The organism is Burkholderia sp. MSMB1498 (assembly GCF_001526245.1).
GTDB classification, from domain to species: Bacteria; Pseudomonadota; Gammaproteobacteria; order Burkholderiales; family Burkholderiaceae; genus Burkholderia; species Burkholderia savannae.
This window is the reverse complement of the sequence record NZ_LOYJ01000064.1, coordinates 1-25,661: the sequence shown is the minus strand read 5'-3', so window position 1 is coordinate 25,661 and position 25,661 is coordinate 1. Positions and strand designations below refer to the sequence as shown.

Here is a 25,661-nt window from a genome sequence, read left to right as displayed (position 1 = left end):
CATGGCAATCGTCAAAGTCAAGCCGACGTCGCCGGGTCGCCGCGCGATGGTCAAGGTGGTCAACAAGGAACTGCACAAGGGCAAGCCGCACGCGGCGCTGCTCGACACGCAGAGCTCCAAGGCTGGCCGCAACAACAATGGCCGCATCACGACGCGTCACCAGGGCGGTGGTCACAAGCAGCACTACCGCATGATCGATTTCCGTCGCACGAAGGACGGCATTCCGGCGAAGGTCGAGCGTTTCGAGTACGACCCGAACCGCAGCGCGAACATCGCGCTCGTGCTGTACGCAGACGGCGAGCGTCGCTACATCATCGCGCCGAAGGGCGTGACGGTGGGCCAGCAACTGATGTCGGGCTCGGAAGCGCCGATTCGCGTGGGCAACACGCTGCCGATCCGCAATATTCCGGTCGGTACGACGATTCACTGCATCGAAATGCTGCCGGGCAAGGGCGCGCAGATGGCGCGTTCGGCCGGTACGTCGGCGATGCTGCTCGCACGCGAAGGCGTGTACGCGCAGGTTCGTCTGCGTTCGGGCGAAATCCGCCGCGTGCACATCGAGTGCCGCGCGACGATCGGTGAAGTCGGCAACGAAGAGCACAGCCTGCGCCAGATCGGCAAGGCCGGTGCGAACCGTTGGCGCGGTATCCGTCCGACGGTGCGTGGCGTCGCAATGAACCCGATCGACCACCCGCATGGTGGTGGTGAGGGCCGTACCGCTGCGGGCCGCGACCCGGTGAGCCCGTGGGGCACGCCGACGAAGGGCTTCCGTACGCGTCGCAACAAGCGCACGACGACGATGATCGTCCAGCGCCGTCACAAGCGTTAAGGAGTAGGCAATGGCACGTTCTGTTAAAAAAGGTCCGTTCTGCGACGCCCATTTGCTGAAGAAAGTTGAGGCGGCTGCAGCTTCGCGCGACAAGAAGCCGATCAAGACCTGGTCGCGTCGCTCGACGATCCTTCCGGACTTCATCGGTCTGACGATCGCCGTCCACAACGGCCGTCAACACGTTCCGGTGTACATCTCGGAAAACATGGTCGGCCACAAGCTTGGCGAGTTCGCACTGACCCGTACGTTCAAGGGTCACGCGGCCGACAAGAAGGCCAAGAAATAAGGGGCTATCAAGATGGAAGTGAAAGCAATTCATCGCGGTGCCCGCATCTCGGCGCAGAAGACGCGCCTTGTGGCTGACCAGATCCGCGGTTTGCCGGTCGACAAGGCGCTGAACGTTCTGACGTTCTCGCCGAAGAAGGCGGCTGGCATCGTGAAGAAGGTCGTGCTGTCGGCGATCGCGAATGCGGAGCACAACGAAGGCGCCGACATCGACGAGCTCAAGATCAAGAGCATTTACGTCGACAAGGCTGCGTCGCTCAAGCGTTTCACCGCGCGCGCAAAGGGCCGCGGCAACCGCATTGAGAAGCAATCCTGTCACATCACTGTGACGGTCGGGAATTAAGGAGCCATACGATGGGACAGAAAATTCATCCGACTGGCTTCCGCCTGGCTGTCAGCCGCAATTGGGCTTCGCGCTGGTACGCGAACAACAACAATTTCGCGGCGATGCTGCAGGAAGACATCGGTGTTCGTGAGTACCTGAAGAAGAAGCTGAAGAATGCTTCGGTCGGTCGGGTCATCATCGAGCGTCCGGCGAAGAACGCGCGCATCACGATTTTCAGCTCGCGTCCGGGCGTCGTCATCGGCAAGAAGGGCGAGGATATCGAACTGCTGAAGACGGAACTGCAACGCCGCATGGGCGTGCCGGTTCACGTCAACATCGAAGAGATCCGCAAGCCGGAAACCGATGCGCAACTGATCGCCGATTCGATCACGCAGCAGCTCGAGCGCCGGATCATGTTCCGCCGCGCGATGAAGCGCGCGATGCAGAACGCGATGCGTCTGGGTGCCCAAGGCATCAAGATCATGAGCGCCGGTCGTCTGAACGGCATCGAAATCGCGCGTACCGAGTGGTACCGCGAAGGCCGCGTGCCCCTGCACACGCTGCGCGCCGACATCGACTACGCAACGTCGGAAGCAAAGACGACGTACGGTGTCATCGGCGTCAAGGTGTGGGTCTACAAGGGCGACACGCTCGGCCGCAACGACGCGCCGGTGGTCGAAGAAGTGACCGAAGACAAGCGTCCGCGTCGCAACGCGCGTCCGGGCGACCGTCGTCCGCGCCGTGACGGTGAAGGCGGCGCTCCGGGTGCTCGCCGTGGCGCACCGCGCCGTGGCGCCGGCAAGCCGGAAGACGGCAAGACTGGAGAATAACGATGCTGCAACCGAAACGCAGGAAGTATCGCAAAGAGCAGAAGGGCCGTAACACCGGTATCGCCACGCGCGGCAACGCCGTGTCGTTCGGTGAGTTCGGCCTGAAGGCTGTCGGTCGCGGCCGTCTGACCGCGCGTCAGATCGAGGCGGCGCGTCGTGCAATGACGCGTCACATCAAGCGCGGCGGCCGCATCTGGATTCGCATCTTCCCGGACAAGCCGATTTCGCAGAAGCCGGCCGAAGTGCGGATGGGTAACGGTAAGGGTAACCCTGAGTACTACGTCGCCGAGATTCAGCCGGGCAAGATGCTGTATGAAATGGATGGCGTATCCGAAGAACTGGCGCGTGAAGCGTTCCGTCTGGCCGCAGCGAAGCTGCCGCTGAAGACGACGTTCATCGTGCGTCAGCTCGGCGCCTAAGGAGAAAACATGAAGGCTTCCGAACTTCTCCAGAAAGATCAGGCCGCGCTCAACAAGGAGCTGTCGGACCTGTTGAAGGCGCAATTCGGCCTGCGCATGCAACTCGCGACCCAGCAGCTCACGAACACGAGCCAGCTGAAGAAGGTTCGTCGCGACATCGCACGTGTGCGGACCGTCCTGACTCAGAAGGCGAACCAGAAATGAACGATAGCGTGAAAACCTCGCTGAAGCGGACGCTCGTCGGTAAGGTCGTCAGCAACAAGATGGACAAGACCGTCACCGTGCTGGTCGAGCACCGCGTCAAGCACCCGATCTACGGCAAGTATGTCGTGCGCTCGAAGAAGTACCACGCGCACGATGAAGCGAACACCTACAACGAAGGCGATCTCGTCGAAATCCAGGAAACCCGTCCTGTTTCGAAGACGAAGGCCTGGGCGGTTTCGCGTCTCGTCGAGGCGGCCCGCGTGATCTAAGCGGGAAAGGCAGTAAAAAGTGCTTCAGCAGTAGAAGTGCTTGAAATCGCAAAGTTTTTGCTTGCGTGGCCGGGATTATTTGTTATAATCCCGGTCTTCCCTCTTTATGGGAGCCCCGTCGCGGGCGAAGTGACTGGTGGGGGAAGCGGACTGGCGTCAGGCCTGCTCCGAAGGATTCACCGATTGCGATGGCGGGTTTCGTTTGCCGTCGCTGCTGTTCCAACCCAAGCAGCCTCGGCTGACGGGACCAAGACTGACCGTATGCGCCATGGTGGCGTATCCGGATTAAGTTGGGAAAGACAAACCATGATCCAGACCGAATCTCGGCTTGAAGTGGCCGACAACACGGGTGCGCGTGAAGTCATGTGCATCAAGGTGCTCGGCGGCTCGAAGCGTCGTTATGCCAGCATTGGCGACATCATCAAGGTGAGCGTCAAAGAGGCAACGCCGCGCGGGCGCGTGAAGAAAGGCGAAATCTACAACGCCGTGGTGGTCCGCACCGCCAAGGGCGTTCGCCGTCAAGACGGCTCGCTGATCAAGTTCGACGGCAACGCCGCTGTGCTTTTGAATAACAAGCTCGAGCCGATCGGCACCCGTATCTTCGGGCCGGTCACGCGTGAGCTGCGTAGCGAACGATTCATGAAGATCGTGTCGCTGGCGCCGGAAGTGCTGTAAGGAGTCGCGATGAACAAGATTCGCAAGGGTGACGAGGTGGTCGTCATCACCGGCAAGGACAAAGGCAAGCGCGGTGTCGTGCTGGCCGTGGGCGCCGAGCATGTGACGGTCGAGGGTATCAACCTCGTCAAGAAGCATGTGAAGCCGAACCCGATGAAGGGTACGACGGGCGGCGTGGAAGCGAAGACGATGCCGCTGCATATTTCGAACGTCGCACTGGTCGACGCGAACGGCAAGGCTTCGCGTGTTGGCATCAAGGTCGAGGATGGCAAGAAGGTTCGCTTCCTGAAGACGACCGGTGCCGTGCTGAGCGCCTGACGCTGCGGAGTAGAGAAATGGCACGTTTTCAAGAGTTTTACAAAGAGAAGGTTGTTCCCGGCCTGATCGAGAAGTTCGGCTACAAGTCGGTCATGGAAGTGCCGCGCATCACCAAGATCACGCTGAACATGGGTCTTGGCGAAGCGGTCGCCGACAAGAAGATCATCGAGAACGCCGTCGGCGATCTGACGAAGATCGCGGGTCAGAAGCCTGTCGTGACGAAGGCTCGCAAGGCAATCGCGGGCTTCAAGATTCGTCAAGGCTACCCGATCGGCGCGATGGTCACGCTGCGCGGCCGCGCGATGTACGAATTCCTCGATCGTTTCGTGACGGTTGCCCTGCCCCGCGTGCGCGATTTCCGCGGCGTGTCGGGCCGTGCATTCGATGGTCGCGGCAACTACAACATCGGTGTGAAAGAGCAGATCATTTTCCCCGAAATCGATTACGACAAGATCGACGCGCTGCGTGGGCTGAACATCAGCATCACGACGACCGCGAAGACCGACGACGAAGCGAAGGCTCTGCTCGCCAGCTTCAAGTTCCCGTTCAGAAACTGAGGTTACCGTGGCTAAACTGGCACTGATCGAACGTGAAAAGAAGCGCGCTCGCCTTGCGCAAAAGTACGCTCCGAAGCGTGCTGAACTGAAGGCGATCATCGACGACGCGAGCAAGTCCGAAGAAGAGCGCTACGCCGCTCGCCTGGAACTGCAGCAACTGCCCCGCAACGCGAACCCGACCCGCAAGCGTAACCGCTGCGCGATCACGGGCCGTCCGCGCGGCACGTTCCGCAAGTTCGGCCTCGCGCGCAACAAGATTCGTGAAATCGCATTCCGTGGCGAGATTCCTGGCCTGACCAAGGCGAGCTGGTAATAGGAGAAACATAAATGAGCATGAGTGATCCTATCGCCGATATGCTGACTCGCATCCGCAACGCGCAGATGGTCGAGAAGGTTTCGGTGTCGATGCCCTCGTCGAAGGTCAAGGTTGCGATCGCGCAGGTCCTGAAGGACGAAGGTTATATCGACGATTTCGCAGTGAAGGCGGAAGGCGCGAAGGCCGAGCTGAACATCGCGCTGAAGTACTACGCTGGCCGTCCGGTCATCGAGCGCCTTGAGCGCGTGTCGAAGCCGGGTCTGCGCGTGTACCGCGGCCGTAACGAGATTCCGCAGGTCATGAATGGCCTCGGTGTGGCAATCGTGTCGACGCCGAAGGGCGTGATGACCGACCGCAAGGCGCGCGCTACCGGCGTCGGCGGCGAAGTCATCTGCTACGTCGCTTAAAGCCGAAAGGAGAGAGGAACATGTCTCGAGTAGGTAAGAGCCCGATCGCGCTGCAAGGCGCGGAAGTCAAGCTGGCCGACGGCGCGATCATCGTCAAGGGTCCGCTGGGCACCATCACGCAAGCGGTCAATCCGCTCGTGAACGTGGCGAACAACGACGGCACGCTGAACCTGTCGCCGGTCGACGACAGCCGCGAAGCAAATGCACTGTCGGGCACGATGCGCGCGATCATCGCGAATGCCGTGCACGGCGTGACCAAGGGTTTCGAGCGCAAGCTGACGCTGGTTGGCGTCGGTTATCGTGCGCAGGCGCAAGGCGACAAGCTGAACCTGTCGCTGGGTTTCTCGCACCCGGTGGTGCACCAGATGCCGGAAGGCGTCAAGGCTGAAACCCCGACGCAAACCGAAATCGTGATCAAGGGGATCGACAAGCAGAAAGTCGGCCAAGTCGCTGCCGAAGTGCGCGGCTACCGTCCGCCCGAGCCGTACAAGGGCAAGGGCGTGCGCTATGCCGACGAGGTTGTGATCCTCAAAGAAACGAAGAAGAAGTAAGGGTGCGCAATCATGGATAAGACTCAATCTCGCCTGCGCCGCGCTCGCCAGACGCGTATCAAGATCGCTGAGTTGCAGGTCGCGCGTCTCGCCGTGCATCGCACGAACACGCACATCTACGCTCAGGTGTTCTCGCCCTGCGGCACCAAGGTGCTGGCCAGCGCGTCGACGCTCGAAGCCGAAGTGCGCGCTCAGCTCGCCGACAAGTCGGGCAAGGGCGGCAACGTCGCCGCTGCCACGCTGATCGGCAAGCGTATCGCCGAAAAGGCCAAGGCCGCCGGCATCGAATCCGTCGCCTTCGACCGCTCGGGCTTCCGCTACCACGGCCGCGTGAAGGCGCTGGCCGAGGCAGCTCGCGAAGCTGGGCTCAAGTTCTAAGGAAGGAATCGTCATGGCAAAGATGCAAGCGAAAGTTCAGGCTGACGAGCGCGACGACGGCCTTCGCGAAAAGATGATCTCGGTCAATCGCGTGACCAAGGTCGTGAAGGGTGGCCGTATTCTCGGCTTCGCCGCACTGACCGTGGTTGGCGATGGCGATGGCCGCGTCGGCATGGGCAAGGGCAAGGCGAAGGAAGTGCCGGTTGCCGTCCAGAAGGCGATGGAGCAGGCCCGCCGCAACATGTTCAAGGTGCCGCTGAAGAACGGCACGCTGCAGCACGAAGTGCACGGCAAGCACGGTGCGTCGACGGTTCTCCTCGCTCCGGCGAAGGACGGTACCGGCGTGATCGCCGGCGGCCCGATGCGCGCGGTGTTCGACGTGATGGGCGTGCAGAACGTCGTCGCGAAGAGCCACGGCTCGACGAACCCGTACAACCTCGTTCGTGCGACGCTGGACGGCCTGCGCAAGCAGTCGACCCCGGCCGACATCGCGGCGAAGCGCGGCAAGTCCGTCGAAGAAATTTTGGGCTAAGCCCAGGTGGTCACCATGTCTGAAAAAACTGTCAAGGTTCAGCTCGTGAAGAGCCTGATTGGGACCCGCGAATCGCACCGCGCCACCGTGCGCGGTCTGGGTCTGCGCCGTCTCAACTCGGTCAGCGAACTGCAGGATACGCCGGCGGTGCGCGGGATGATCAACAAGGTCTCGTACCTTGTGAAGGTCATCGGTTAAGCGGCCGACTACGGATCAAGGAGTTGATATGGAATTGAATAACCTGAAGCCGGCGGCAGGCGCTAAGCATGCGAAGCGTCGCGTTGGCCGCGGCATCGGTTCCGGCCTCGGTAAGACGGCCGGCCGTGGTCACAAGGGGCAGAAATCGCGTTCGGGCGGCTTTCACAAGGTCGGCTTCGAAGGCGGTCAGATGCCGCTGCAGCGTCGTCTGCCGAAGCGCGGCTTCACGTCCCTGACGAAGGAATTCGTCGGTGAAGTGCGCCTCTCCGACCTCGAAAAGCTGCCGGTCGACGAAGTCGATCTGCTCGCTCTGAAGCAAGCCGGCCTCGTCGGCGAGCTGACCAAGAGCGCGAAGATCATCGCGACGGGCGAGCTGAAGCGCAAGATCGTCGTCAAGGGTCTCGGTGCGACGAAGGGTGCGCGCGCCGCGATCGAGGCGGCCGGCGGTTCGTTTGCCGAGTGACACGCAACGCGTGCCGTCACTAGCATTTGCATCGGAGAAGATACTTGGCTAACAGCCCGAGTCTCGCAAAACCCGGTCGAAGCACGGCGAAGTTCGGCGATCTGCGTCGGCGTGCAATGTTCTTGCTGCTGGCGCTGATCGTCTATCGCATCGGCGCGCACATCCCGGTGCCGGGCATCGACCCGGATCAACTGGCGAAGCTGTTCCAGAGCCAGGCGGGCGGCATCCTGGGCATGTTCAACATGTTCTCGGGTGGCGCGCTGTCTCGCTTTACGATCTTCGCGCTGGGGATCATGCCGTATATCTCGGCGTCGATCATCATGCAGCTGATGGCGATCGTGTCGCCGCAGCTCGAGGCGCTGAAGAAGGAAGGGCAGGCCGGACAGCGGAAGATCACGCAGTACACGCGGTACTTCACCGTGGTGCTCGCGACGTTCCAGGCTTTCGGCATCGCGGCCGCGCTGGAGAATCAGCCGGGGCTCGTGACCGATCCGGGCGCGGTGTTCCGTCTGACGACGGTCGTCACGCTGGTGACGGGAACGATGTTCCTGATGTGGCTCGGCGAGCAGATCACCGAGCGTGGTCTCGGCAACGGCATCTCGATCATCATCTTCGGCGGGATCGCAGCAGGGTTCCCGAATGCCGTCGGTGGGTTGTTCGAGCTGGTGCGCACGGGTTCGATGAGCATCATTTCGGCGATCATCATCGTCGTTCTGATCGCCGCGGTGACTTACCTGGTCGTGTTCATCGAACGCGGTCAGCGCAAGATCCTCGTGAACTACGCGAAGCGCCAGGTCGGCAACAAGATTTACGGCGGGCAGTCGTCGCACCTGCCGCTGAAGCTGAACATGTCGGGCGTGATTCCGCCGATCTTCGCATCGTCGATCATCCTGTTCCCGGCGACGATCCTGAGCTGGTTCAGCTCGGGCGAGCGCAAGGGCTGGCTGTCCGACACGCTGCACAACGTCGCGGAAGCGCTGAAGCCGGGCCAGCCGGTCTATGTGCTGCTTTACACGCTGGCAATCGTGTTTTTCTGCTTCTTCTACACCGCGCTGGTGTTCAACAGCAGGGAAACCGCGGACAACCTGAAGAAGAGTGGCGCGTTCGTGCCGGGCATCCGTCCGGGCGACCAGACCGCGCGATACATCGACCGGATTCTCACGCGTCTCACGCTGGCCGGTGCGATCTACATCGTCTTCGTGTGTCTGCTGCCGGAGTTCCTGGTGTTGCGCTGGAACGTGCCGTTTTATTTTGGTGGAACGTCGCTGCTGATCATTGTCGTCGTCACGATGGACTTCATGGCGCAGGTGCAGTCGTACGTTATGTCGCAACAGTATGAGTCGCTGCTCAAGAAAGCCAATTTCAAGGGCGGCAACATCCCAATGCGTTAAAAAGGACTTATGGCCAAAGACGATGTAATCCAGATGCAGGGTGAGGTGATCGAAAACCTTCCGAATGCGACCTTCCGGGTGAAGCTGGAAAACGGCCATGTCGTATTGGGACATATCTCCGGAAAGATGCGGATGCACTATATCCGTATCCTTCCCGGCGACAAGGTGACGGTTGAATTGACGCCTTACGATCTGTCTCGTGCGCGGATCGTGTTCCGGGCGAAGTGATTTAGAAAAAGGGTAATATCATGAAAGTGATGGCATCGGTTAAGCGCATTTGCCGCAATTGCAAGATCATCAAGCGCAAGGGCGTGGTTCGCGTGATCTGCAGCTCGGATCCGCGTCACAAGCAGCGTCAAGGCTGACTGCGCGTTTGTTTGCGCTTTTTGTTTGAGGAAAAACAATGGCTCGTATCGCAGGGGTTAACATCCCGAACCACCAGCATACCGAAATCGGTCTGACGGCGATTTTTGGTATCGGCCGCACGCGCTCGCGCAGCATCTGCGTGGCTTCTGGTGTGGCTTTCTCGAAGAAGGTCAAGGACCTGACCGACGCAGACCTCGAAAAGCTGCGTGAAGAAGTGGGCAAGTTTGTCGTCGAAGGCGATCTGCGCCGTGAAGTGACGATGAACATCAAGCGCCTGATGGACCTCGGCTGCTACCGCGGCGTGCGCCATCGCAAGGGCTTGCCCATGCGCGGCCAGCGTACGCGTACGAACGCCCGTACTCGCAAGGGTCCGCGTCGTGCAGCGCAAGCGCTGAAGAAGTAAGCGGAACTGACAGTTACAGGAAAACGTAATGGCTAAGGCTTCGAACACCGCGGCGCAACGCGTTCGCAAGAAAGTCAAGAAGAACGTCGCTGAAGGCGTGGTTCACGTTCACGCGTCGTTCAACAACACGATCATCACGATCACCGATCGCCAGGGCAATGCGCTGGCGTGGGCGACGTCGGGCGGCCAGGGCTTCAAGGGCTCGCGCAAATCGACGCCGTTCGCCGCACAGGTGGCTGCCGAGTCGGCCGGCCGCGTGGCGATGGAATATGGCGTGAAGAATCTGGAAGTGCGGATCAAGGGCCCCGGCCCGGGCCGCGAGTCGGCAGTGCGCGCACTGCACGGTCTCGGCATCAAGATCACCGCGATTTCGGACGTGACGCCGATTCCGCACAACGGCTGCCGTCCGCCGAAGCGTCGCCGCATCTAACGATGCGTTGGCGCCTTGCCTGTCGCCGCTTTGCGTCGACGGGCTGCGCTTTTTTGATTGCGCATTTGATTGATTAAGCCCACCGTTCGCCCCAAAGGGCGCGAACTAGCGCGGATTCCGGTTCGCGTCATAGATAGATAGAGGAATGCAAAGTGGCACGTTATATCGGCCCTAAAGCCAAGCTGTCTCGCCGTGAAGGCACCGATCTGTTCCTGAAGAGCGCGCGCCGCTCGCTCGCCGATAAGTGCAAGCTCGACAGCAAGCCCGGTCAGCACGGCCGCACCTCGGGTGCGCGCACGTCGGACTACGGCACGCAGCTCCGCGAAAAGCAGAAGGTCAAGCGCATTTACGGCGTGCTGGAGCGTCAGTTCCGCCGCTACTTCGCAGAAGCCGACCGCCGCAAGGGCAACACGGGTGAAAACCTGCTGCAACTGCTCGAGTCGCGTCTCGACAACGTCGTGTACCGCATGGGCTTCGGCTCGACCCGCGCTGAAGCGCGTCAGCTCGTGAGCCACAAGGCGATCACCGTCAACGGCATCGTCGCGAACATCCCGTCGCTGCAAGTGAAGTCGGGCGACGTGATCTCGATCCGTGAAAAGGCAAAGAAGCAGGCGCGTATCGTCGAAGCGCTGTCGCTGGCCGAGCAAGGCGGCATGCCGAGCTGGGTTGCGGTCGATGCGAAGAAGTTCGAAGGCACGTTCAAGCAAATGCCGGAGCGCGCCGACATCGCGGGCGACATCAACGAAAGCCTGATCGTCGAATTGTATTCGCGTTAATCCGATTGATGGCCGAGGAATCCTGTTCATTGCGTCGCGCAAGGCAGGGCCTCGGCTGTTCATTTTCAGGTTGTTACCGGTCAGCCTTATCGGTGTAACGAGCCGAGGGTATTGAAAAGGAAAACCTATGCAAACCAGTTTGTTGAAACCCAAGATCATCGCCGTGGAATCGCTGGGCGAGAACCACGCGAAGGTGGTGATGGAACCGTTCGAACGCGGTTACGGCCACACCTTGGGCAATGCGCTTCGCCGCGTGCTGTTGTCGTCGATGGTCGGTTACGCGCCGACCGAAGTGACGATCGCCGGCGTCGTGCACGAGTATTCGACGCTTGATGGTGTGCAAGAGGACGTCGTCAACCTGCTGCTGAACCTGAAGGGCGTGGTGTTCAAGCTGCATAACCGCGACGAAGTCACGGTGACGCTGCGCAAGGAAGGCGAAGGCGTCGTGACGGCCGGCGATATCGAACTGGCTCACGACTGCGAAGTCATCAACCCGAATCACGTGATCGCGCATCTGTCGAAGGGCGGCAAGCTCGACGTGCAGATCAAGGTCGAGAAGGGCCGCGGCTACGTGCCGGGCAACGTGCGCCGTTACGGCGACGAGACGGCGAAGATCATCGGCCGCATCGTCCTGGACGCGTCGTTCTCGCCGGTTCGCCGCGTGAGCTATGCGGTCGAGAGCGCGCGCGTCGAGCAGCGTACCGACCTCGACAAGCTCGTGATGAACATCGAAACGAGCGGCGTTATCACGCCGGAAGAAGCGATCCGCCAATCGGCACGCATCCTCGTCGACCAGCTGTCCGTGTTCGCCGCGCTGGAAGGCACGGAAACGGCCGCGGAAGCGCCGTCGCGCGCGCCGCAGATCGACCCGATCCTGCTGCGCCCGGTCGATGACCTCGAGCTGACCGTCCGTTCGGCGAACTGCCTGAAGGCCGAGAACATCTACTACATCGGCGACCTGATCCAGCGCACGGAAAACGAGCTGCTGAAGACGCCGAACCTCGGCCGCAAGTCGCTCAACGAGATCAAGGAAGTGCTCGCTTCGCGCGGTCTCACGCTGGGCATGAAGCTCGAGAACTGGCCGCCGGCCGGCCTCGACAAGTAATCCCGGTTGCCGCGGTAACTGGTCAAGATGCGGATTTTCTTTTAAAATCCGCATCTTGCTTTTTTTCATACCGGCCCGTGCGCCTGATTTTCTCGCGCGATAGAAGAGCTGGATCAAAACTTTGAATCAAGGAAACTGAAATGCGTCACCGTCATGGTCTGCGGAAACTGAACCGCACGAGCAGCCACCGTCTGGCTATGCTCCGCAACATGTCCAACTCGCTGATCGAGCACGAAGTCATCAAGACGACGCTGCCGAAGGCGAAGGAACTTCGTAAGGTGGTCGAGCCCCTCATCACGCTCGGCAAGAAGCCGTCGCTCGCGAACCGCCGGCTGGCGTTCAACCGCCTGCGCGATCGCGATTCCGTCGCGAAGCTGTTCGACGTGCTCGGCCCGCGCTTCGCGAACCGTCCGGGCGGCTATCTGCGCATCCTGAAGTTCGGTTTCCGCGTCGGCGACAACGCGCCGATGGCGCTCGTCGAGCTGCTCGACCGTCCGGAAGTCGGCGAGACCGAAAACGTCCAGGAAGCCGAATAAGCGTCTTCCCGCACGTAGCACGAAGGGCCAAGCAATGCTTGGCCCTTTTTGTTTTCGTTGACCGATTTCGTGCGTCGGATTGACGCGCACGCGCGGCCCACGCGCTCACCCGACGTGCGATACGATATGACGTTTCAACGAGCACACGGAGGCGCGAATGGTGATCGTGATGATGTTGACGACCGTGCCCGACGCCGCCGTCGCCCGCGCGCTCGCCGACGGCGCGCTGTCGGCCCGGCTCGCCGCGTGCGTATCCGAGCTCGGCGCGATCCGTTCGAGCTACCATTGGCAGGGCAAGGTCGAGATGGCCGACGAGATCCAGTTGCTGTTCAAGACGAGCGCCGTGCGGGCGCTCGAGCTCGAACGCTATATCCAGTCGCACCACCCGTACGACGTCCCGGAAATCGTCTCGTGGCAGGCGACGGCGTCCGCCGCCTACGGCCAGTGGGTGGCTACCGAAACTCAGCGTCTATTTCATGTTTAACCGTATTCCGCTTTACGCGCAGTCCCGCCTTTGCTTCCTGCTCGCCGTCGTCGCGCTGCTCGGTGCGCTGCTCGGGGCGTCGTTCGCGGCGCGCGCCGCTGACGACTTCCTCGACCCTTCCGTCGCGTTCAAATTCAGCGCGAGCAAGGCGCCGGGGCAGGTCGACATTCATTTCAAGATTGCCGACGGCTATTACATGTATCGCGAGCGCTTCGCGTTCGCCGTGAAAAGCGGCTCGGCGACGCTCGGCGAGCCGCAATTGCCCGCCGGACACGTGAAGTTCGATCCGACGTTCCAGAAGAACGTCGAGACCTACCGCGGCGACCTGACGATCCATCTGCCCGTCAAGCAGGCGGCGGGGCCGTTCGAGCTGGCGGTGACGTCGCAGGGCTGTGCGGACGAGGGGATCTGCTATCCGCCCGCCGAGCACGTCGCGCGGATCGACGGCGCGGCGCTCGGCGCAGCCGGCGCGCGCCCCGTCGCGGCGGCGGCCGGAGCCGATCCGGCCGCCGCCGACGGCGGCAGCTGGTACGAGCGCGTGACGAGTGCCGACTACGCACGTTCGTTGCTCGAAGGCCACGGATTCCTGACGATCGTCGCGCTCTATTTCGTGGCCGGCATGGTGCTGAGCCTGTTGCCGTGCTCGTATCCGATGATCCCGATCTTGTCGGCGATCATCGTCGGCGAAGGCGCGCATGCGACGCGCACGCGCGCGTTTGCGCTATCGCTCACCTATGTGATCGGCATGGCGCTCGTCTATACGGCGCTCGGCGTCGCGGCGGCGCTCGTCGGGCAGAGCCTCGGCGCGTGGCTGCAGAATCCGTGGGTGCTCGGCGCGTTCGCGCTGCTCCTCACGGTGTTCGCGCTGCTGCTGATCGGCGGAATCGACATCACGTTGCCGCAGCGCTGGCAAAGCGGCGCCGCGCAGACGACCGGGCCGCGCAAGGGCGGACGCTTCGCGGCCGTCGCGACGATGGGCGCGCTGTCGGCGCTCGTCGTCGGCGCGTGCATGACCGCGCCGCTTTTCGCCGTGCTCGCGTTCATCGCGCACACCGGCAGCGCGTTCCTCGGCGGCGCCGCGCTCTTCTCGATGGGCGTCGGCCTCGGCGTTCCGCTCCTCGTCATCGGGATCGGCGCGGGCACACTGTTGCCGCGCGCCGGCGCGTGGATGGACGGCGTGAAGGTGTTCTTCGGCGTCGTGCTGCTCGCCGCTGCGCTGTGGATCGTCTGGCCGGCGCTGAACGCCGCGTCGCAGCTCGGTCTGGGCGCGTTGTGGCTGCTGATCGCCGCCGCCGCGCTCGGGCTCTTCACGCCGCATTCGGGCTCGTCGTCGATCTGGCGTCGCCTTGGGCGCGGGCTCGGTGCGGCGCTCGCGATCTGGGCCGCGACGCTCCTCGTCGGACTCGCGGCGGGCTCGACCGATCCGCTGCGCCCGCTCGCGGTGCTCGCGGCGCGCGCGGCGCCGGTCGGCGCGGCCGCCGCGAGTGCCGGCTCGGTTGCGCATGAAGGGCCGGCGTTCGCGCCGGTGCGCTCGCTCGCCGAGCTCGACGAGATCGTGAAGACGTCGACGCAGCCGGTAATGCTCGACTTTTATGCGGACTGGTGCGTGAGCTGCAAGGAGATGGAGCATCTGACGTTCAGCGACGCGCGCGTCGGCGCGCGGCTCGCGCAAATGCGTCTCGTGCACGCGGACGTGACGGCGAACACGCCGGACGATCAGGCGCTCTTGAAGCGCTTCGGCCTGTTCGGACCGCCGGGCATCATCGTGTTCGAGCGGAACGGGCAGGAGCGCGGTCGCGTCGTCGGCTATCAATCCGCCGATCGGTTCCTGCGCAGTCTCGATCGGATGTCGCTGCCGGCTGCGTTGTCGGCGTCGTGACGGAATCGAAGCGGGCCCTGCGAGCGAATGCGCGGCGCGCGCCGCCATCGCCGCCGAAGTCGATCGGGCGCAAATAAAAATGGCGAGGCATCGAGCCTCGCCATTTTCGATTTCGCTATTCGCGCGTTCCGCTTCGCTTGCGCAAACGCCCGCGTCTGACGCTTACTTCTGCGCGCGCAGCAGCCGCGCCGCGTCGAGCGCGAAGTACGTGAGGATGCCGTCCGCGCCCGCTCGCTTGAACGCAAGCAGCGATTCGAGCACGACCTTGTCGTGATCGAGCCAGCCGTTCTGCGCGGCGGCCTTCAGCATCGCGTACTCGCCGCTCACCTGATAGACGTAGGTCGGAAAGCGGAATTCGTCCTTCACGCGGCGCACGATGTCGAGATACGGCATGCCGGGCTTCACCATCACCATGTCCGCGCCTTCGTCGATGTCGAGGCGCACTTCGCGCAACGCTTCGTCGCTGTTGGCGGGGTCCATCTGGTAGGTCATCTTGTTGCTCTTGCCGAGATTCGACGCGGAGCCGACGGCGTCGCGGAACGGGCCGTAGAACGCGGACGCATACTTTGCCGAGTACGCCATGATTCGCGTGTAGATGTGGCCGTCGCTCTCGAGCATCTCGCGCACGGCGCCGATGCGGCCGTCCATCATGTCCGACGGCGCGACGATGTCGACACCCGCTTCCGCCTGCGCGCGCGCCTGCTCGACGAGGATCTCGAGCGTTTCGTCGTTGAGCACGTAACCGGATTCGTCGAGCACGCCGTCCTGGCCGTGGCTCGTATACGGATCGAGCGCGACGTCGGTCAGCACGCCGAGCTCGGGGAAGCGGCGCTTCAGCTCGCGCACCGCGCGCGGGATCAGCCCTTCGGGATTGGTTGCCTCGCGGCCGTCGGGCGTCTTCAACGACGGCTCGATCGCCGGGAAGAGCGACAGGACCGGCACGCCGAGTTCGACGCATTGCTCGGCGACGCCCATCAGCAGATCCACCGACACGCGCTCGACGCCCGGCATCGACGGCACCGGCTGGCGCACGTTCGTGCCTTCGACGACGAACACGGGGTAGATCAGATCGTTCGTGGTGAGGATGTTCTCGCGCATCAGGCGGCGCGAGAAATCGTCGCGGCGCATGCGGCGAGGGCGGTGCAGGGGATGGATGCTCATGGCGGAATGGCTGGGATCTGTGCCCGACGGAACCTTACAGTTCCCTTCGGTAAACTTTTGAGACAATGGTATATGATAGCGATCGAGCAACGCGCACTGCGCAATGCTCCCCGCTTCTCCTCCCTGAGCGGGTGCCTGTCGTTTTTCGATTAGGCTGTTTAACCCGCCGTCAAACGGCGGGTTTTTTTATGGGCCGCACGAATCGAGACATCCGTCAGGTGGGACGTGCGTCACGCAGCACGTCGCGCGATCGTCATTCTGCTACAGCCGCGCGATCTTCGTCGGCGGCCGCGGGCCGCACCCAGCTCTCGATCAGCGCGTGCGCGTCGTCGAGCCCCGTGCGCTTGAGCGCCGAGAAAAGCTGCACCGTCAGCTTGCCTGCGTAACCCGCGTCCCGATACGCGTCGAGCCCCTTTTGCGTCGCACGCAGCGCGTTGATGCTCTCCTGCCGCGTCAATTTGTCGCACTTCGTCAGAAGCGTGTGAATCGGCTTGCCGGTCGGCGCGAACCATTCGATCATCCGGCGATCGAGTTCGGTGAGCGGCCGGCGCGAGTCCATCATCAGGATCATCCCGCGCAACTGCGGGCGCGATTGCAGGTACGTCGACAGCAATTGCTCCCAGTGCGCCTTCGCCGCGCCCGGCACTTCCGCGTAGCCGTAGCCCGGCAGATCGACGAGGTGCGCGACGGGCTCCGCGGCCGGGCCGACCGAGAAATAGTTGATGTGCTGCGTGCGCCCGGGCGTCTTCGACGCGAAAGCGAGCCGCTTCTGGTTGCAAAGCACGTTGATCGCCGTCGATTTGCCGGCATTCGAGCGGCCTGCGAACGCGATTTCGGGCTGCGCGGTCGGCGGCAGGTCGCGCAGATGATTGACGGTCGTGAAGAAGCGGGCTTGATGGAGCAAGAAGGCCATGGGACAGGAGGCGACGGGCGGCGTGGGCCGCGCGGTGGAAGGCGGGGAGCCCCGAAGTAGCCCTGATGGGCATCGGGGCTTTCATCGGGGTATTGTACAATACGGCGCATTTGCCGCAGCCGGCGGAAGCTGATGAGCGCGCTTCTACGGTAGACTGGGCGCCGTCGTTTTTTTCAGAACCTCACTACTCCCACAAGACGAAACAAGGTGTGCGAATGAATCGACTGAGCAAGTCTTCGGTGGTGCTTCAGTTCGCAGTAGCAGGGCTCGTTGGTTTCATGGCGGAGGCAAAGGCGGCGGATGCGGCGAAGCCGGATCTCGACCGGGGCAAGGCGATCGCGACGCAGGTGTGCGCGGCGTGCCACGGTGCCGACGGCAACAGCGCGACGGGTTCGTTCCCGAAGCTCGCCGGCCAGCATCCCGATTACCTCGTCAAGCAGTTGCACGATTTCAAGACGCAGCCGGGCGCGAAGGGGCCGGTGCGCGTCAACGCCGTGATGGTCGGATTCGCGAGCGCGCTGAACGATCAGGACGCGCGCAATGTCGCCGCCTATTACGGGTCGCAGTCGGCCAAGCTCGGCGCCGCGCGCGACGCGGCCACCGTGCCCGCCGGGCAGAAAATCTATCGCGGCGGCATCACCGAGAAGGGCGTGCCCGCCTGCGCGAGCTGCCATGGGCCGACGGGACAAGGGATTCCGATCCAGTATCCCCGGTTGTCGGGGCAGTGGGCCGACTACACGGTCGCGCAGCTGACCGCGTTCCAGCAGGGCACGCGCAGCAACGAGGCGATGCATCAGATCGCGCTGCGGCTGACGGACGGCGAGGTCAAGGCCGTCGCCGATTACATCGCCGGCCTGCACTGAGCCGATTTCGGTTCGCGAGCCGAATGAACGAGCCGTCCGCGTGCGCGGCGGCCGCTAGAACAAGAAAAGGGTGGGGCGCCGTCGAAGCACGGCCGCCTTGCCCTTTTTTGCTGTGAGTTGGAGTTTGAATGAGCGTTACCACGTCGGGGTTGCAGTCGAGAGCGGGACAGTCCGCAGTCAAGCGCGCGGTCGAGCTGCTGAGCTCGATGCGTTTTGCGATCGCGCTGCTCGTCGTGCTGTCGATCGCGAGCATCATCGGCACGGTCCTCACGCAGGACGATCCGTACCCTAACTACGTCAACCAGTTCGGCCCGTTCTGGGCGGACATCTTCCGCGCGCTCAGCCTCTACACGGTCTACAGCGCGTGGTGGTTCATGCTGATCCTGATCTTCCTCGTCGCGTCGATCTCGCTGTGCGTGATCCGCAACGCGCCGAAGATGCTCGCCGACGTGAAGAGCTGGAAGGACAAGGTCCGCGAAGGCAGCCTGCGCGCGTTCCACCACAAGGCCGAATTCGCGGTTTCGGGGGATCGCGCGCGCGCGACGCAGACCGTCGCAGCGTTCGTCGCGAAGGCGGGCTACAGGCACGTCGTGCGCGAGTCGGACGGCGCGACGCTCGTCGCCGCGAAGCGCGGCGCGCTGACGAAGTTCGGCTACATCGCCGCGCACCTCGCGATCGTCGTGATCTGCATCGGCGGCCTGCTCGACAGCAACCTGCCGATCAAATTCCAGATGTGGATGTTCGGCAAGAGCCCCGTCAACTCGAGCGCGACGATCAGCGAGATCGGGCCCGAGCACCGGCTGTCCGCGTCTAACCCGACGTTCCGCGGCTACGCATGGGTGCCGGAGGGCCAGTACGTGTCGACCGCGATCCTCAATCAGCCGACCGGCTCGCTGATCCAGGATCTGCCGTTCTCGATCCAGCTCGAGAAATTCATCGTCGACTACTACTCGACCGGCATGCCGAAGCTCTTCGCGAGCGACATCGTCGTCGTCGATCGCGAGACCGGCAAGCGGATTCCCGTGCGCGTCGAGGTCAACAAGCCGTTCACGTACAAGGGCGTGTCGATCTATCAGTCGAGCTTCCAGGACGGCGGCTCGCTGATGGAAATGACCGCGTATCCGATGGCCGGCTCGAGCGCCGCGACGTTCCCGTTCAAGGGCACGATCGGCAATTCGGCGCCGCTGCCGATGGCGGGCGCCGACGGCGAGACCGTCGAGTTCTCCGATTTCCGCGCGATCAACGTCGAGAACGTTACCGACGCGAACGGCAAGACCGACGCGCGCGGCGTCGCGGCGAACCGCTCGATCAAGGAGATCTTCGACGAGCGGCTCGGCTCCGGCGCGAAGACGTCGAAGCCGCTCGAACTGCACAACATCGGGCCGTCGGTCCAGTACAAGGTGCGCGGCAAGGACGGCCAGGCGCGCGAGTTCAACAATTACATGCTGCCCGTCGACATGGGCGGCGATCGCGTGTTCCTCGCCGGCGTGCGCGCGAGCCCGAACGATCCGTTCCGCTATCTGCGGATTCCGGCCGACAGCCGCGACACCGTCGGCGAATGGATGCGGCTGCGCGCGACGCTCGAGGACCCGGCGGCGCGCACCGAGGCGGCGCGGCGCTTCGCGCAGCATTCGCTGAGCGCCGGCGATGCCGCGTTGCGCGACCGGCTCGAAGACAGCGCGCAGCGCGTCCTGACCCTTTTCGCCGGCGCGGACGGCGGCATCGGCCGCGGCGCCGACGGCAATCCGGTGGGCGGCTTCCAGGCGGTCGCGACCTTCATCGACCGTTCGGTGCCGAAAGACGAGAAGGAGAAGGCCGCCGCGCTGCTGTTGCGGATGCTCGAGGGCTCGATGTGGGAAGTGTGGCAAATCGCGCGCGAGCGCGCGAGCGAGCCGCCCGTTCAGCAGACGCAGGACACGGTGCGCTTCGTGCAGAACGCGATCAACGCGCTGTCGGACAGTTTCCTGTACGGCGCGCCCGTCTATCTGCAGCTCGATTCGTTCAAGCAGGTGCAGGCGTCGGTGTTCCAGCTGACGCGCGCGCCGGGCAAGAATCTGGTGTATCTTGGCAGCCTGCTGCTCGTCGCCGGCATCTTCGCGATGTTCTACGTGCGCGAGCGACGCCTCTGGTTCTGGCTCAAGGATACGGGCGCGGGCGTCAGCGTGCTGATGGCGATGTCCTCCGCGCGCAAGACATTCGACTTCGAAAAGGAATTCGTGCAGACGCGCGACGCGGCCGGCGCCGCACTCGGCGCGCCGCCTGCCTCCCGCGCGCCCGACAGCGCCGGTTCCAAGGACTCGACTCGGTAACATCATGGATCTGACCCAAGTTTCGCCATCCCGCGCGCCGCGCGCTTCCGACGCGGCCGGGCGGGCGCTCTTCGACGATCGGCCGTTCCTGCGCCGCCTGTCGCTCGTCGACTGGCTGTTCGCACTGGCGCTCGTGGCGGGCGCGGGCTTCGCGCTCGCGCAGTACCACGCGCACATGGATTACTACGACAAGGCCGTGCTGATCGGCACCGTGCCCGCGCTCGTCGCGCTCGGCTGGCGCTGGAAGCCCGCGCGGCTTCTGATGGCCGCGATCGCCGCGCTGTCGCTGCTGTCGTTGCAGATCTATCACGGCGATCTCGCGCGCGCCGATTCGGCATTCCTGCTCAAGTACTTCCTGTCGAGCCAGTCGGCGATCCTCTGGATGAGCGCGCTCTTCGTGCTCGCGACCCTCTTCTACTGGATCGGCATGCTGTCGCGCTCCGAATCGGGCGGCGCGATCGGCCAGAAGCTCACGTGGGTCGCCGTGCTGATGGGCTTCACGGGCTTGATGGTGCGCTGGTACGAGTCGTATCTGATCGGCTCGGACGTCGGCCACATTCCGGTGTCGAACCTGTACGAAGTCTTCGTGCTGTTCAGCCTCATCACCGCGCTCCTCTATCTGTACTACGAAGGGCACTACGGCACGCGCGCGTTGGGCGCGTTCGTGCTGCTCGTGATCAGCGCGGCCGTCGGCTTCCTGATGTGGTACTCGATCGCGCGCGACGCGCAGCAGATTCAGCCGCTCGTTCCCGCGCTGCAGAGCTGGTGGATGAAGATTCACGTGCCCGCGAACTTCATCGGCTACGGCAGCTTCGCGCTGTCCGCGATGGTCGCGGTCGCGTATCTGGTGAAGGAGCGCGGCGTGCTCGCCGATCGGCTGCCGGCGCTCGAGGTGCTCGACGACGTGATGTACAAGTCGATCGCGGTGGGCTTCGCGTTCTTCACGATCGCGACGATTCTCGGCGCGCTGTGGGCGGCCGAGGCTTGGGGCGGCTACTGGAGCTGGGACCCGAAGGAAACCTGGGCGCTCATCGTGTGGCTGAATTACGCAGCGTGGCTGCACATGCGTCTGATGAAAGGGCTGCGCGGCACGGTCGCCGCGTGGTGGGCGCTGACGGGCCTGCTCGTCACGACGTTCGCGTTCCTCGGCGTCAACATGTTCCTGTCCGGCCTGCACAGTTACGGCAAGCTGTAAGATCCGCGCCGCTCGAACGACTAATAACCGCCGACGCACTGCGTGCTCGGCGGTTTTTTCTTGTACCGTCCGTTTGGCGCTAAGCTGTCGAAACGGTCGGTGCGGAACTGGGTCCAAGGTTTGTCGGGGCGCGCGCTCCGACTGGCAGAACGGAGCATCGACATGTTGATCAAGAAGACGCTGCGCGCCATGCTTGCGGGCGACGACATCCCGCGCAGCGAAATCACGCCGCAAGCGGTGTTCGAGAACCGCCGGCGCATCCTGCAGGCGGCGGGCGCCGCCGCGGCGGGCGGGCTGGTCGGCGCGCACCGGCTCGCGCTCGCCGCGTACACGTCCCCGGAGCCGAAGGCGCGCAAGCTCGCCGCGCCGACCAATCCGAAGTTCGTCGTCCCGGAGAAGGTGACGTCGTTCAAGGACATCACGACCTACAACAACTTCTACGAATTCGGCACCGACAAGGGCGATCCGTCGCGCTACGCCGGCACGCTGCGGCCGCGTCCGTGGCGCGTGTCGGTCGAGGGCGAGATCAGGAATCCGAAGGTGTACGACATCGACGAGCTGCTGAAGCTCGCGCCGCTCGAAGAGCGCGTGTACCGGCTGCGCTGCGTCGAAGGCTGGTCGATGGTGATTCCGTGGATCGGCTTTCCGCTCGCCGAGCTCATCAAGCGCGTCGAGCCGACCGGCAACGCGAAATACGTGCAGTTCGTCACGCTCGCGGACCCGTCGCAGATGCCGGGGCTGTCCGCGCCGATCCTCGACTGGCCGTATTCGGAAGGACTGCGGATGGACGAGGCGATGAACCCGCTGACGCTGCTCACGATGGGCGTCTACGGCCAGGTGCTGCCGAATCAGAACGGCGCGCCCGTGCGGGTGATCGTGCCGTGGAAATACGGCTTCAAGAGCGCGAAGTCGATCGTGAAGATCCGTTTCGTCGACCGCCAGCCGCCGACGAGCTGGAACACGTACGCGCCGAACGAATACGGCTTCTATTCGAACGTCAATCCGAATGTCGACCACCCGCGCTGGAGCCAGGCGAGCGAGCGGCGCATCGGCGAGGACGGCTTCTTCACGCCGAAGCGCAAGACGCTGATGTTCAACGGCTACGGCGATTGGGTCGCGTCGATGTATCGCGGCATGGATCTGAAGAAATATTTCTGAGTACGGCGAATGGAGAACGACATGCAACCCACGACATTCGCCGGGACGACCGCGAACGCCGGCGCGCCGGGGCGCGCGCCGCGCCGTGACGCCGGCCGCGCGGGCGGCGCGCCGCGCTGGCTTGCGCCCGTGAAGATCGCCGTATTCGTCGCATCGCTGTACCCGCTCGCGCGCATCGTGTTCTTCGGGATGACCGACCGGCTCGGCGCGAATCCGATCGAATTCATCACGCGCTCGACGGGGCTCTGGACGCTCGTGTTCCTGTGCATCACGCTCGCCGTCACGCCGCTGCGGCGTCTGACGGGCGTCAACGCGCTGCTGCGGCTGCGGCGCATGCTCGGGCTTTACGCGTTCTTCTACGCAGTGCTGCACTTTACGACCTACGTTTGGTTCGACAAGTGGTTCGACGTGATGGACATCGCGAAGGACGTCGTCAAGCGCCCGTTCGTCACGGTCGGCTTCGCCGCGTTCATGCTGCTGATTCCGCTTGCCGCGACATCTCCGCGCGCGATCGCGAGGCGGCTCGGCCGGCACTGGCAGACGCTGCACAAGGCGATTTACGCGATCGCCGCGTTCGGCATCCTGCATTTCTGGTGGATGAAGGCGGGCAAGCACGATCTCGTGCTGCCGAAGCTGTACGGTGCGATCGTGCTCGTGCTGCTCGGCTGGCGCGTGGCCGTGTGGGCGCGGCAGCGGTGGCGTGGGGCCCGGGTGGGCGGGCGCGTGTCGTAAGCGAGACTTGCTCGGCGCGCGCGATTCGCGATTCGCGCGAGCGCCGTGGGCGGGATCGCGCGGCGCGCAAAAAGAAAGGCGATGTCCGGTTGGACATCGCCTTTTCCGATCGGGCCCGACAGGCCGCGGGCTTGGCGATTCAGCGAAGCGCCGAAGCTACGATTGGCCGAAGTGCCGAAGTGCCGAAGTGCCGAAGTGCCGAAGTGCCGAAGTGCCGAAGTGCCGAAGTGCCGCGCGAGCGAGCCGGTTCTCGATTACTGGCCGTCGGGCAAGACCGCCTCGCGCTCGAACAGGCTTTCGATCGTTTCGCGCGGACGCACCAGATAGGCGTTCACGCCGTCGACGATCACTTCGGCCGCGCGCGGCCGCGTGTTGTAGTTCGAGCTCATCGTGAAGCCGTACGCGCCCGCCGAGCGGATCGCGAGCAGATCGCCCGGCGCGATCGCGAGCGAGCGCTCGCGCCCGAGCCAGTCGCCGCTTTCGCAGACGGGGCCGACGATGTCGTACACCGCCGCCGCTACGTCCGTGCGCGGCTTCACCGGCTCGATCGCGTGAAACGCCTCGTACATCGCCGGACGCGCGAGATCGTTCATCGCCGCGTCGACGATCGCGAAGTTCTTCTCTTCGCCTTGCTTCAGGAATTCGACACGCGTGAGCAGAATGCCGGCGTTGCCGGTCAGCGAGCGGCCCGGCTCGAACCAGATTTCGCGATGGCCGTGGCCGCGCGCGTCGATGCGCTCGAGCACCGCGCGCACGTAAGCGCCGATGTCGGGCGGCGTTTCGGCGTCGTACGTGATGCCGAGCCCGCCGCCGACGTCGACGTGACGGATCTTCACGCCGTCCGCCTCGATCTGCTCCACGAGGTCGAGCAGCTTGTCGATCGCGTCGAGGTACGGGCTCAGTTCGGTGATCTGCGAGCCGATGTGGCAATCGATGCCGACGACGTCGAGGTTCGGCAGCGCGGCCGCCGCGCGGTACGTCGCGCGCGCGTCGTCGAACGCGATGCCGAACTTGTTCGCCTTGAGCCCTGTCGAGATGTACGGATGCGTCTTCGGATCGACGTCCGGATTCACGCGCAGCGACACGGGCGCGCGCTTGCCGAGCGACGCCGCGACCGCGTTCAGCCGGTCGAGCTCCGGAATCGATTCGACGTTGAAGCACTTGACGCCCGCTTCGAGCGCAGCGCGCATCTCGTCCGCGCTCTTGCCGACGCCCGAGAACACGACATCCTGTGCGCGGCCGCCTGCGGCGAGCACGCGGGCGAGTTCGCCGCCCGACACGATGTCGAAGCCCGCGTCGAGCCGCGCGAACACGTTCAGCACGCCGAGATTGCTGTTCGCCTTCACGGCGACGTGAATCGACGCGCGGCGGCCCGCGCAGGCTTTCGCGTAAGCCTCGTAGGCGGCCGTCAGCGCGGCGCGCGAATAGACGAAGAGCGGGGTGCCGAAACGCTCGGCGAGGTCGGCGGCGCGGACGCGCTCGGCGTGGAGCGCGCCGTCGACATAGTCAAATGCAGCTTGAGTCATTTAGGATCGATCATTGGACGGAAGAAGCGCTCGGCGCGGGGGCCGCCTTCGGTGCGCGCTGCGTCGACAGGTCGGGCGACAGCGTGAGCGGCGCATCGGCGGCGCCGGATGCGCCGTTCCCGCGCGCCGAAGCCGTTTCCGCATCGGGCGTCACGTCCGACGGCGGCTGCGTCTGTTCAGTCGGCTTGGGCGGCAGCGGCGGCACGACCGGCATGTAGAGCGGGCCGCGCTGGCCGCAGCCCGCGAGCGCCAAAGCCGCTACAATCGCGCTCATCTGGAAAACGATACGCATGACCGTCCCTAAACAATTGAATCGATAGAGTTTAGCATGTCCGATACCGATTACCTGACCCTGGCCGAGGCCGTGCTGGCGGCCGTCGAGCGGTCGGTCGACGAAGCCAACGAAGGCGACGCCGACATCGATCTCGAGCGCAACGGCAGCGTGCTCACGCTCACGTTCGAGAACGGCTCGAAGATCATCGTGAACCTGCAGCCGCCGATGCAGGAAGTCTGGATCGCCGCGAAGGCGGGCGGTTTCCATTACCGGTTTGTCGACGGCGCGTGGCGCGATACGCGCAGCGGCCAGGAGTTATTCGCGGCGCTGACGGGCTACGCGACCCAGCAGGCCGGGTTGCCGGTCACGTTCAGCGCGTGACGCGCGCGTCGGCGGGAGGGCGAAGGCGGCGCATCGAGCGCGAGCGCGGCCGAGCCGAGCCCATTTGGCAAGAAAAAAGGTTCATCGCAGGAAACCGTGGAGGGTTTTCGAGCGATTGCATAATCTGACACCTGATTTTGAGGATATCGGAGGAAGCAATTGCTCGATCGAAAGGCACTTCAGGCACTGGGCTGCTGGACAGGTTATCGGCTGGAACGTGTGG

The 25,661-nt window shown here is 63.8% G+C and carries 37 protein-coding genes; 33 read left to right on the top strand and 4 right to left on the bottom strand.

All coding sequences use genetic code 11. From position 1 onward, the window contains the following. Position 1: 1 nt before the first annotated feature. The 27 genes from rplB to dsbD all read left to right on the top strand — a co-directional run bounded on the left by rplB (position 2) and on the right by dsbD (position 14,926). Positions 2-829, top strand: a complete 828-nt coding sequence (rplB, locus tag WS91_RS12090; RefSeq protein WP_038749631.1) for a 50S ribosomal protein L2 — start codon at positions 2-4, stop codon at positions 827-829. Positions 830-839: 10 nt separating this feature from the next. After that, on the top strand, positions 840-1,115 hold the full coding sequence (gene rpsS / locus WS91_RS12085; protein WP_004199273.1) for a 30S ribosomal protein S19: 276 nt from the start codon (positions 840-842) through the stop codon (positions 1,113-1,115). Between the two features lie 12 nt (positions 1,116-1,127). After that, positions 1,128-1,457: a 50S ribosomal protein L22 gene (rplV, locus tag WS91_RS12080; RefSeq protein WP_004199272.1), complete on the top strand. Its 330-nt coding sequence runs from the start codon at positions 1,128-1,130 to the stop codon at positions 1,455-1,457. 11 nt (positions 1,458-1,468) lie between these two features. Next, entirely contained in the window at positions 1,469-2,269 is an 801-nt protein-coding gene (gene rpsC / locus WS91_RS12075) for a 30S ribosomal protein S3 (protein WP_038749633.1), read from the top strand. Between the two features lie 2 nt (positions 2,270-2,271). Next, a complete protein-coding gene (gene rplP / locus WS91_RS12070; protein ID WP_004199857.1) occupies positions 2,272-2,688 on the top strand; it encodes a 50S ribosomal protein L16 in 417 nt (138 codons plus the stop codon). 9 nt (positions 2,689-2,697) lie between these two features. Next, positions 2,698-2,892 carry a 50S ribosomal protein L29 gene (gene rpmC / locus WS91_RS12065; protein WP_004199856.1) on the top strand — a complete coding sequence of 65 codons (195 nt, stop codon included), beginning with the start codon at positions 2,698-2,700 and terminating at the stop codon, positions 2,890-2,892. Continuing rightward, positions 2,889-3,161 (top strand): 30S ribosomal protein S17, encoded by a 273-nt coding sequence (gene rpsQ / locus WS91_RS12060; RefSeq protein ID WP_004201274.1) that lies wholly within the window; start codon positions 2,889-2,891, stop codon positions 3,159-3,161. Before rpmC ends, rpsQ begins: the two co-directional genes overlap by 4 nt. A 306-nt stretch (positions 3,162-3,467) precedes the next feature. Continuing rightward, positions 3,468-3,836, top strand: a complete 369-nt coding sequence (gene rplN, locus WS91_RS12055; RefSeq protein WP_004197951.1) for a 50S ribosomal protein L14 — start codon at positions 3,468-3,470, stop codon at positions 3,834-3,836. A gap of 9 nt (positions 3,837-3,845) precedes the next feature. Beyond that, a complete protein-coding gene (gene rplX, locus WS91_RS12050) occupies positions 3,846-4,154 on the top strand; it encodes a 50S ribosomal protein L24 (protein ID WP_059670340.1) in 309 nt (102 codons plus the stop codon). 17 nt (positions 4,155-4,171) lie between these two features. Next, positions 4,172-4,711: a 50S ribosomal protein L5 gene (rplE, locus tag WS91_RS12045; RefSeq protein WP_004202757.1), complete on the top strand. Its 540-nt coding sequence runs from the start codon at positions 4,172-4,174 to the stop codon at positions 4,709-4,711. Positions 4,712-4,718: 7 nt separating this feature from the next. Beyond that, complete coding sequence (gene rpsN / locus WS91_RS12040; protein WP_010106961.1) at positions 4,719-5,024, top strand: 30S ribosomal protein S14; 306 nt, start codon at positions 4,719-4,721, stop codon at positions 5,022-5,024. Positions 5,025-5,038: 14 nt separating this feature from the next. Beyond that, on the top strand, positions 5,039-5,434 hold the full coding sequence (gene rpsH / locus WS91_RS12035) for a 30S ribosomal protein S8 (protein ID WP_038749635.1): 396 nt from the start codon (positions 5,039-5,041) through the stop codon (positions 5,432-5,434). Positions 5,435-5,454: 20 nt separating this feature from the next. Next, complete coding sequence (gene rplF / locus WS91_RS12030; RefSeq protein ID WP_038749636.1) at positions 5,455-5,985, top strand: 50S ribosomal protein L6; 531 nt, start codon at positions 5,455-5,457, stop codon at positions 5,983-5,985. Between the two features lie 12 nt (positions 5,986-5,997). After that, positions 5,998-6,363, top strand: coding sequence for a 50S ribosomal protein L18 (rplR, locus tag WS91_RS12025; protein ID WP_004197946.1), 366 nt, complete (start codon positions 5,998-6,000; stop codon positions 6,361-6,363). A gap of 13 nt (positions 6,364-6,376) precedes the next feature. After that, positions 6,377-6,895, top strand: coding sequence for a 30S ribosomal protein S5 (rpsE, locus tag WS91_RS12020; protein WP_004197945.1), 519 nt, complete (start codon positions 6,377-6,379; stop codon positions 6,893-6,895). A gap of 15 nt (positions 6,896-6,910) precedes the next feature. Beyond that, positions 6,911-7,093 (top strand): 50S ribosomal protein L30, encoded by a 183-nt coding sequence (gene rpmD, locus WS91_RS12015; protein WP_004202755.1) that lies wholly within the window; start codon positions 6,911-6,913, stop codon positions 7,091-7,093. 28 nt (positions 7,094-7,121) lie between these two features. Further along, positions 7,122-7,556 carry a 50S ribosomal protein L15 gene (rplO, locus tag WS91_RS12010; protein WP_038749639.1) on the top strand — a complete coding sequence of 145 codons (435 nt, stop codon included), beginning with the start codon at positions 7,122-7,124 and terminating at the stop codon, positions 7,554-7,556. A 44-nt stretch (positions 7,557-7,600) separates the two neighbouring features. Next, a complete protein-coding gene (gene secY / locus WS91_RS12005) occupies positions 7,601-8,947 on the top strand; it encodes a preprotein translocase subunit SecY (protein WP_009906430.1) in 1,347 nt (448 codons plus the stop codon). A 9-nt stretch (positions 8,948-8,956) separates the two neighbouring features. Further along, positions 8,957-9,175 carry a translation initiation factor IF-1 gene (gene infA, locus WS91_RS12000; RefSeq protein WP_004521905.1) on the top strand — a complete coding sequence of 73 codons (219 nt, stop codon included), beginning with the start codon at positions 8,957-8,959 and terminating at the stop codon, positions 9,173-9,175. Between the two features lie 20 nt (positions 9,176-9,195). Then, a complete protein-coding gene (rpmJ, locus tag WS91_RS11995; protein WP_004199844.1) occupies positions 9,196-9,312 on the top strand; it encodes a 50S ribosomal protein L36 in 117 nt (38 codons plus the stop codon). Positions 9,313-9,350: 38 nt separating this feature from the next. Further along, positions 9,351-9,716: a 30S ribosomal protein S13 gene (rpsM, locus tag WS91_RS11990; RefSeq protein ID WP_038749642.1), complete on the top strand. Its 366-nt coding sequence runs from the start codon at positions 9,351-9,353 to the stop codon at positions 9,714-9,716. Positions 9,717-9,744: 28 nt separating this feature from the next. Then, entirely contained in the window at positions 9,745-10,146 is a 402-nt protein-coding gene (gene rpsK, locus WS91_RS11985) for a 30S ribosomal protein S11 (RefSeq protein WP_004197937.1), read from the top strand. 152 nt (positions 10,147-10,298) lie between these two features. Next, entirely contained in the window at positions 10,299-10,922 is a 624-nt protein-coding gene (gene rpsD / locus WS91_RS11980) for a 30S ribosomal protein S4 (RefSeq protein WP_038749644.1), read from the top strand. Positions 10,923-11,049: 127 nt separating this feature from the next. Further along, positions 11,050-12,027: a DNA-directed RNA polymerase subunit alpha gene (locus WS91_RS11975; protein ID WP_009888441.1), complete on the top strand. Its 978-nt coding sequence runs from the start codon at positions 11,050-11,052 to the stop codon at positions 12,025-12,027. A gap of 140 nt (positions 12,028-12,167) precedes the next feature. Beyond that, on the top strand, positions 12,168-12,563 hold the full coding sequence (gene rplQ / locus WS91_RS11970) for a 50S ribosomal protein L17 (protein ID WP_059577393.1): 396 nt from the start codon (positions 12,168-12,170) through the stop codon (positions 12,561-12,563). Positions 12,564-12,720: 157 nt separating this feature from the next. Continuing rightward, positions 12,721-13,047 (top strand): divalent-cation tolerance protein CutA, encoded by a 327-nt coding sequence (gene cutA / locus WS91_RS11965; RefSeq protein WP_059577390.1) that lies wholly within the window; start codon positions 12,721-12,723, stop codon positions 13,045-13,047. Continuing rightward, positions 13,040-14,926 carry a protein-disulfide reductase DsbD gene (gene dsbD, locus WS91_RS11960; protein WP_059670339.1) on the top strand — a complete coding sequence of 629 codons (1,887 nt, stop codon included), beginning with the start codon at positions 13,040-13,042 and terminating at the stop codon, positions 14,924-14,926. The genes cutA and dsbD overlap by 8 nt, the downstream gene beginning before the upstream one ends. A 162-nt stretch (positions 14,927-15,088) precedes the next feature. Here the strand turns inward: dsbD and hemB are convergent, their stop codons facing one another. Beyond that, entirely contained in the window at positions 15,089-16,087 is a 999-nt protein-coding gene (hemB, locus tag WS91_RS11955; RefSeq protein WP_038749653.1) for a porphobilinogen synthase, read from the bottom strand. Between the two features lie 253 nt (positions 16,088-16,340). After that, positions 16,341-17,000, bottom strand: coding sequence for a ribosome biogenesis GTP-binding protein YihA/YsxC (gene yihA, locus WS91_RS11950; protein ID WP_059577384.1), 660 nt, complete (start codon positions 16,998-17,000; stop codon positions 16,341-16,343). Between the two features lie 215 nt (positions 17,001-17,215). On the opposite strand from yihA, the gene WS91_RS11945 reads away from it, so the two are divergent. The 5 genes from WS91_RS11945 (at position 17,216) to msrQ (ending at position 23,257) form a co-directional block, all read left to right on the top strand. Continuing rightward, positions 17,216-17,863, top strand: coding sequence for a c-type cytochrome (locus WS91_RS11945; RefSeq protein WP_038749659.1), 648 nt, complete (start codon positions 17,216-17,218; stop codon positions 17,861-17,863). Between the two features lie 128 nt (positions 17,864-17,991). Then, the gene (locus WS91_RS11940; protein WP_059577381.1) at positions 17,992-20,172 is read left to right on the top strand and encodes a cytochrome c biogenesis protein ResB; all 2,181 of its coding nucleotides are present in this window, start codon (positions 17,992-17,994) and stop codon (positions 20,170-20,172) included. A 4-nt stretch (positions 20,173-20,176) separates the two neighbouring features. Further along, the gene (ccsB, locus tag WS91_RS11935; protein WP_059577378.1) at positions 20,177-21,367 is read left to right on the top strand and encodes a c-type cytochrome biogenesis protein CcsB; all 1,191 of its coding nucleotides are present in this window, start codon (positions 20,177-20,179) and stop codon (positions 21,365-21,367) included. A 162-nt stretch (positions 21,368-21,529) separates the two neighbouring features. Continuing rightward, entirely contained in the window at positions 21,530-22,525 is a 996-nt protein-coding gene (msrP, locus tag WS91_RS11930; protein WP_059577376.1) for a protein-methionine-sulfoxide reductase catalytic subunit MsrP, read from the top strand. Positions 22,526-22,534: 9 nt separating this feature from the next. After that, positions 22,535-23,257 carry a protein-methionine-sulfoxide reductase heme-binding subunit MsrQ gene (gene msrQ / locus WS91_RS11925; RefSeq protein WP_038749669.1) on the top strand — a complete coding sequence of 241 codons (723 nt, stop codon included), beginning with the start codon at positions 22,535-22,537 and terminating at the stop codon, positions 23,255-23,257. A 254-nt stretch (positions 23,258-23,511) separates the two neighbouring features. Here the strand turns inward: msrQ and lysA are convergent, their stop codons facing one another. Together lysA and lptM are read right to left on the bottom strand one after the other, a co-directional pair. Then, positions 23,512-24,783, bottom strand: coding sequence for a diaminopimelate decarboxylase (lysA, locus tag WS91_RS11920; RefSeq protein ID WP_059670338.1), 1,272 nt, complete (start codon positions 24,781-24,783; stop codon positions 23,512-23,514). A 10-nt stretch (positions 24,784-24,793) separates the two neighbouring features. Continuing rightward, entirely contained in the window at positions 24,794-25,075 is a 282-nt protein-coding gene (lptM, locus tag WS91_RS11915) for an LPS translocon maturation chaperone LptM (RefSeq protein ID WP_059670337.1), read from the bottom strand. A gap of 36 nt (positions 25,076-25,111) precedes the next feature. Between lptM and cyaY the strand changes: the two genes are divergently transcribed. Next, positions 25,112-25,438 carry an iron donor protein CyaY gene (gene cyaY / locus WS91_RS11910; RefSeq protein ID WP_059670336.1) on the top strand — a complete coding sequence of 109 codons (327 nt, stop codon included), beginning with the start codon at positions 25,112-25,114 and terminating at the stop codon, positions 25,436-25,438. Positions 25,439-25,661: the final 223 nt, after the last annotated feature.

Coding starts and splice junctions, on each gene's coding strand:
- rplB (WP_038749631.1), top strand. CDS start 2: ATGGCAATCGTCAAAGTCAAGCCGACGTCGCCGGGTCGCCGCGCGATG.
- rpsS (WP_004199273.1), top strand. CDS start 840: ATGGCACGTTCTGTTAAAAAAGGTCCGTTCTGCGACGCCCATTTGCTG.
- rplV (WP_004199272.1), top strand. CDS start 1,128: ATGGAAGTGAAAGCAATTCATCGCGGTGCCCGCATCTCGGCGCAGAAG.
- rpsC (WP_038749633.1), top strand. CDS start 1,469: ATGGGACAGAAAATTCATCCGACTGGCTTCCGCCTGGCTGTCAGCCGC.
- rplP (WP_004199857.1), top strand. CDS start 2,272: ATGCTGCAACCGAAACGCAGGAAGTATCGCAAAGAGCAGAAGGGCCGT.
- rpmC (WP_004199856.1), top strand. CDS start 2,698: ATGAAGGCTTCCGAACTTCTCCAGAAAGATCAGGCCGCGCTCAACAAG.
- rpsQ (WP_004201274.1), top strand. CDS start 2,889: ATGAACGATAGCGTGAAAACCTCGCTGAAGCGGACGCTCGTCGGTAAG.
- rplN (WP_004197951.1), top strand. CDS start 3,468: ATGATCCAGACCGAATCTCGGCTTGAAGTGGCCGACAACACGGGTGCG.
- rplX (WP_059670340.1), top strand. CDS start 3,846: ATGAACAAGATTCGCAAGGGTGACGAGGTGGTCGTCATCACCGGCAAG.
- rplE (WP_004202757.1), top strand. CDS start 4,172: ATGGCACGTTTTCAAGAGTTTTACAAAGAGAAGGTTGTTCCCGGCCTG.
- rpsH (WP_038749635.1), top strand. CDS start 5,039: ATGAGCATGAGTGATCCTATCGCCGATATGCTGACTCGCATCCGCAAC.
- rplF (WP_038749636.1), top strand. CDS start 5,455: ATGTCTCGAGTAGGTAAGAGCCCGATCGCGCTGCAAGGCGCGGAAGTC.
- rplR (WP_004197946.1), top strand. CDS start 5,998: ATGGATAAGACTCAATCTCGCCTGCGCCGCGCTCGCCAGACGCGTATC.
- rpsE (WP_004197945.1), top strand. CDS start 6,377: ATGGCAAAGATGCAAGCGAAAGTTCAGGCTGACGAGCGCGACGACGGC.
- rpmD (WP_004202755.1), top strand. CDS start 6,911: ATGTCTGAAAAAACTGTCAAGGTTCAGCTCGTGAAGAGCCTGATTGGG.
- rplO (WP_038749639.1), top strand. CDS start 7,122: ATGGAATTGAATAACCTGAAGCCGGCGGCAGGCGCTAAGCATGCGAAG.
- infA (WP_004521905.1), top strand. CDS start 8,957: ATGGCCAAAGACGATGTAATCCAGATGCAGGGTGAGGTGATCGAAAAC.
- rpmJ (WP_004199844.1), top strand. CDS start 9,196: ATGAAAGTGATGGCATCGGTTAAGCGCATTTGCCGCAATTGCAAGATC.
- rpsM (WP_038749642.1), top strand. CDS start 9,351: ATGGCTCGTATCGCAGGGGTTAACATCCCGAACCACCAGCATACCGAA.
- rpsK (WP_004197937.1), top strand. CDS start 9,745: ATGGCTAAGGCTTCGAACACCGCGGCGCAACGCGTTCGCAAGAAAGTC.
- WS91_RS11975 (WP_009888441.1), top strand. CDS start 11,050: ATGCAAACCAGTTTGTTGAAACCCAAGATCATCGCCGTGGAATCGCTG.
- rplQ (WP_059577393.1), top strand. CDS start 12,168: ATGCGTCACCGTCATGGTCTGCGGAAACTGAACCGCACGAGCAGCCAC.
- cutA (WP_059577390.1), top strand. CDS start 12,721: ATGGTGATCGTGATGATGTTGACGACCGTGCCCGACGCCGCCGTCGCC.
- dsbD (WP_059670339.1), top strand. CDS start 13,040: ATGTTTAACCGTATTCCGCTTTACGCGCAGTCCCGCCTTTGCTTCCTG.
- hemB (WP_038749653.1), bottom strand. CDS start 16,087: ATGAGCATCCATCCCCTGCACCGCCCTCGCCGCATGCGCCGCGACGAT.
- yihA (WP_059577384.1), bottom strand. CDS start 17,000: ATGGCCTTCTTGCTCCATCAAGCCCGCTTCTTCACGACCGTCAATCAT.
- WS91_RS11945 (WP_038749659.1), top strand. CDS start 17,216: ATGAATCGACTGAGCAAGTCTTCGGTGGTGCTTCAGTTCGCAGTAGCA.
- WS91_RS11940 (WP_059577381.1), top strand. CDS start 17,992: ATGAGCGTTACCACGTCGGGGTTGCAGTCGAGAGCGGGACAGTCCGCA.
- ccsB (WP_059577378.1), top strand. CDS start 20,177: ATGGATCTGACCCAAGTTTCGCCATCCCGCGCGCCGCGCGCTTCCGAC.
- msrP (WP_059577376.1), top strand. CDS start 21,530: ATGTTGATCAAGAAGACGCTGCGCGCCATGCTTGCGGGCGACGACATC.
- msrQ (WP_038749669.1), top strand. CDS start 22,535: ATGGAGAACGACATGCAACCCACGACATTCGCCGGGACGACCGCGAAC.
- lysA (WP_059670338.1), bottom strand. CDS start 24,783: ATGACTCAAGCTGCATTTGACTATGTCGACGGCGCGCTCCACGCCGAG.
- lptM (WP_059670337.1), bottom strand. CDS start 25,075: ATGCGTATCGTTTTCCAGATGAGCGCGATTGTAGCGGCTTTGGCGCTC.
- cyaY (WP_059670336.1), top strand. CDS start 25,112: ATGTCCGATACCGATTACCTGACCCTGGCCGAGGCCGTGCTGGCGGCC.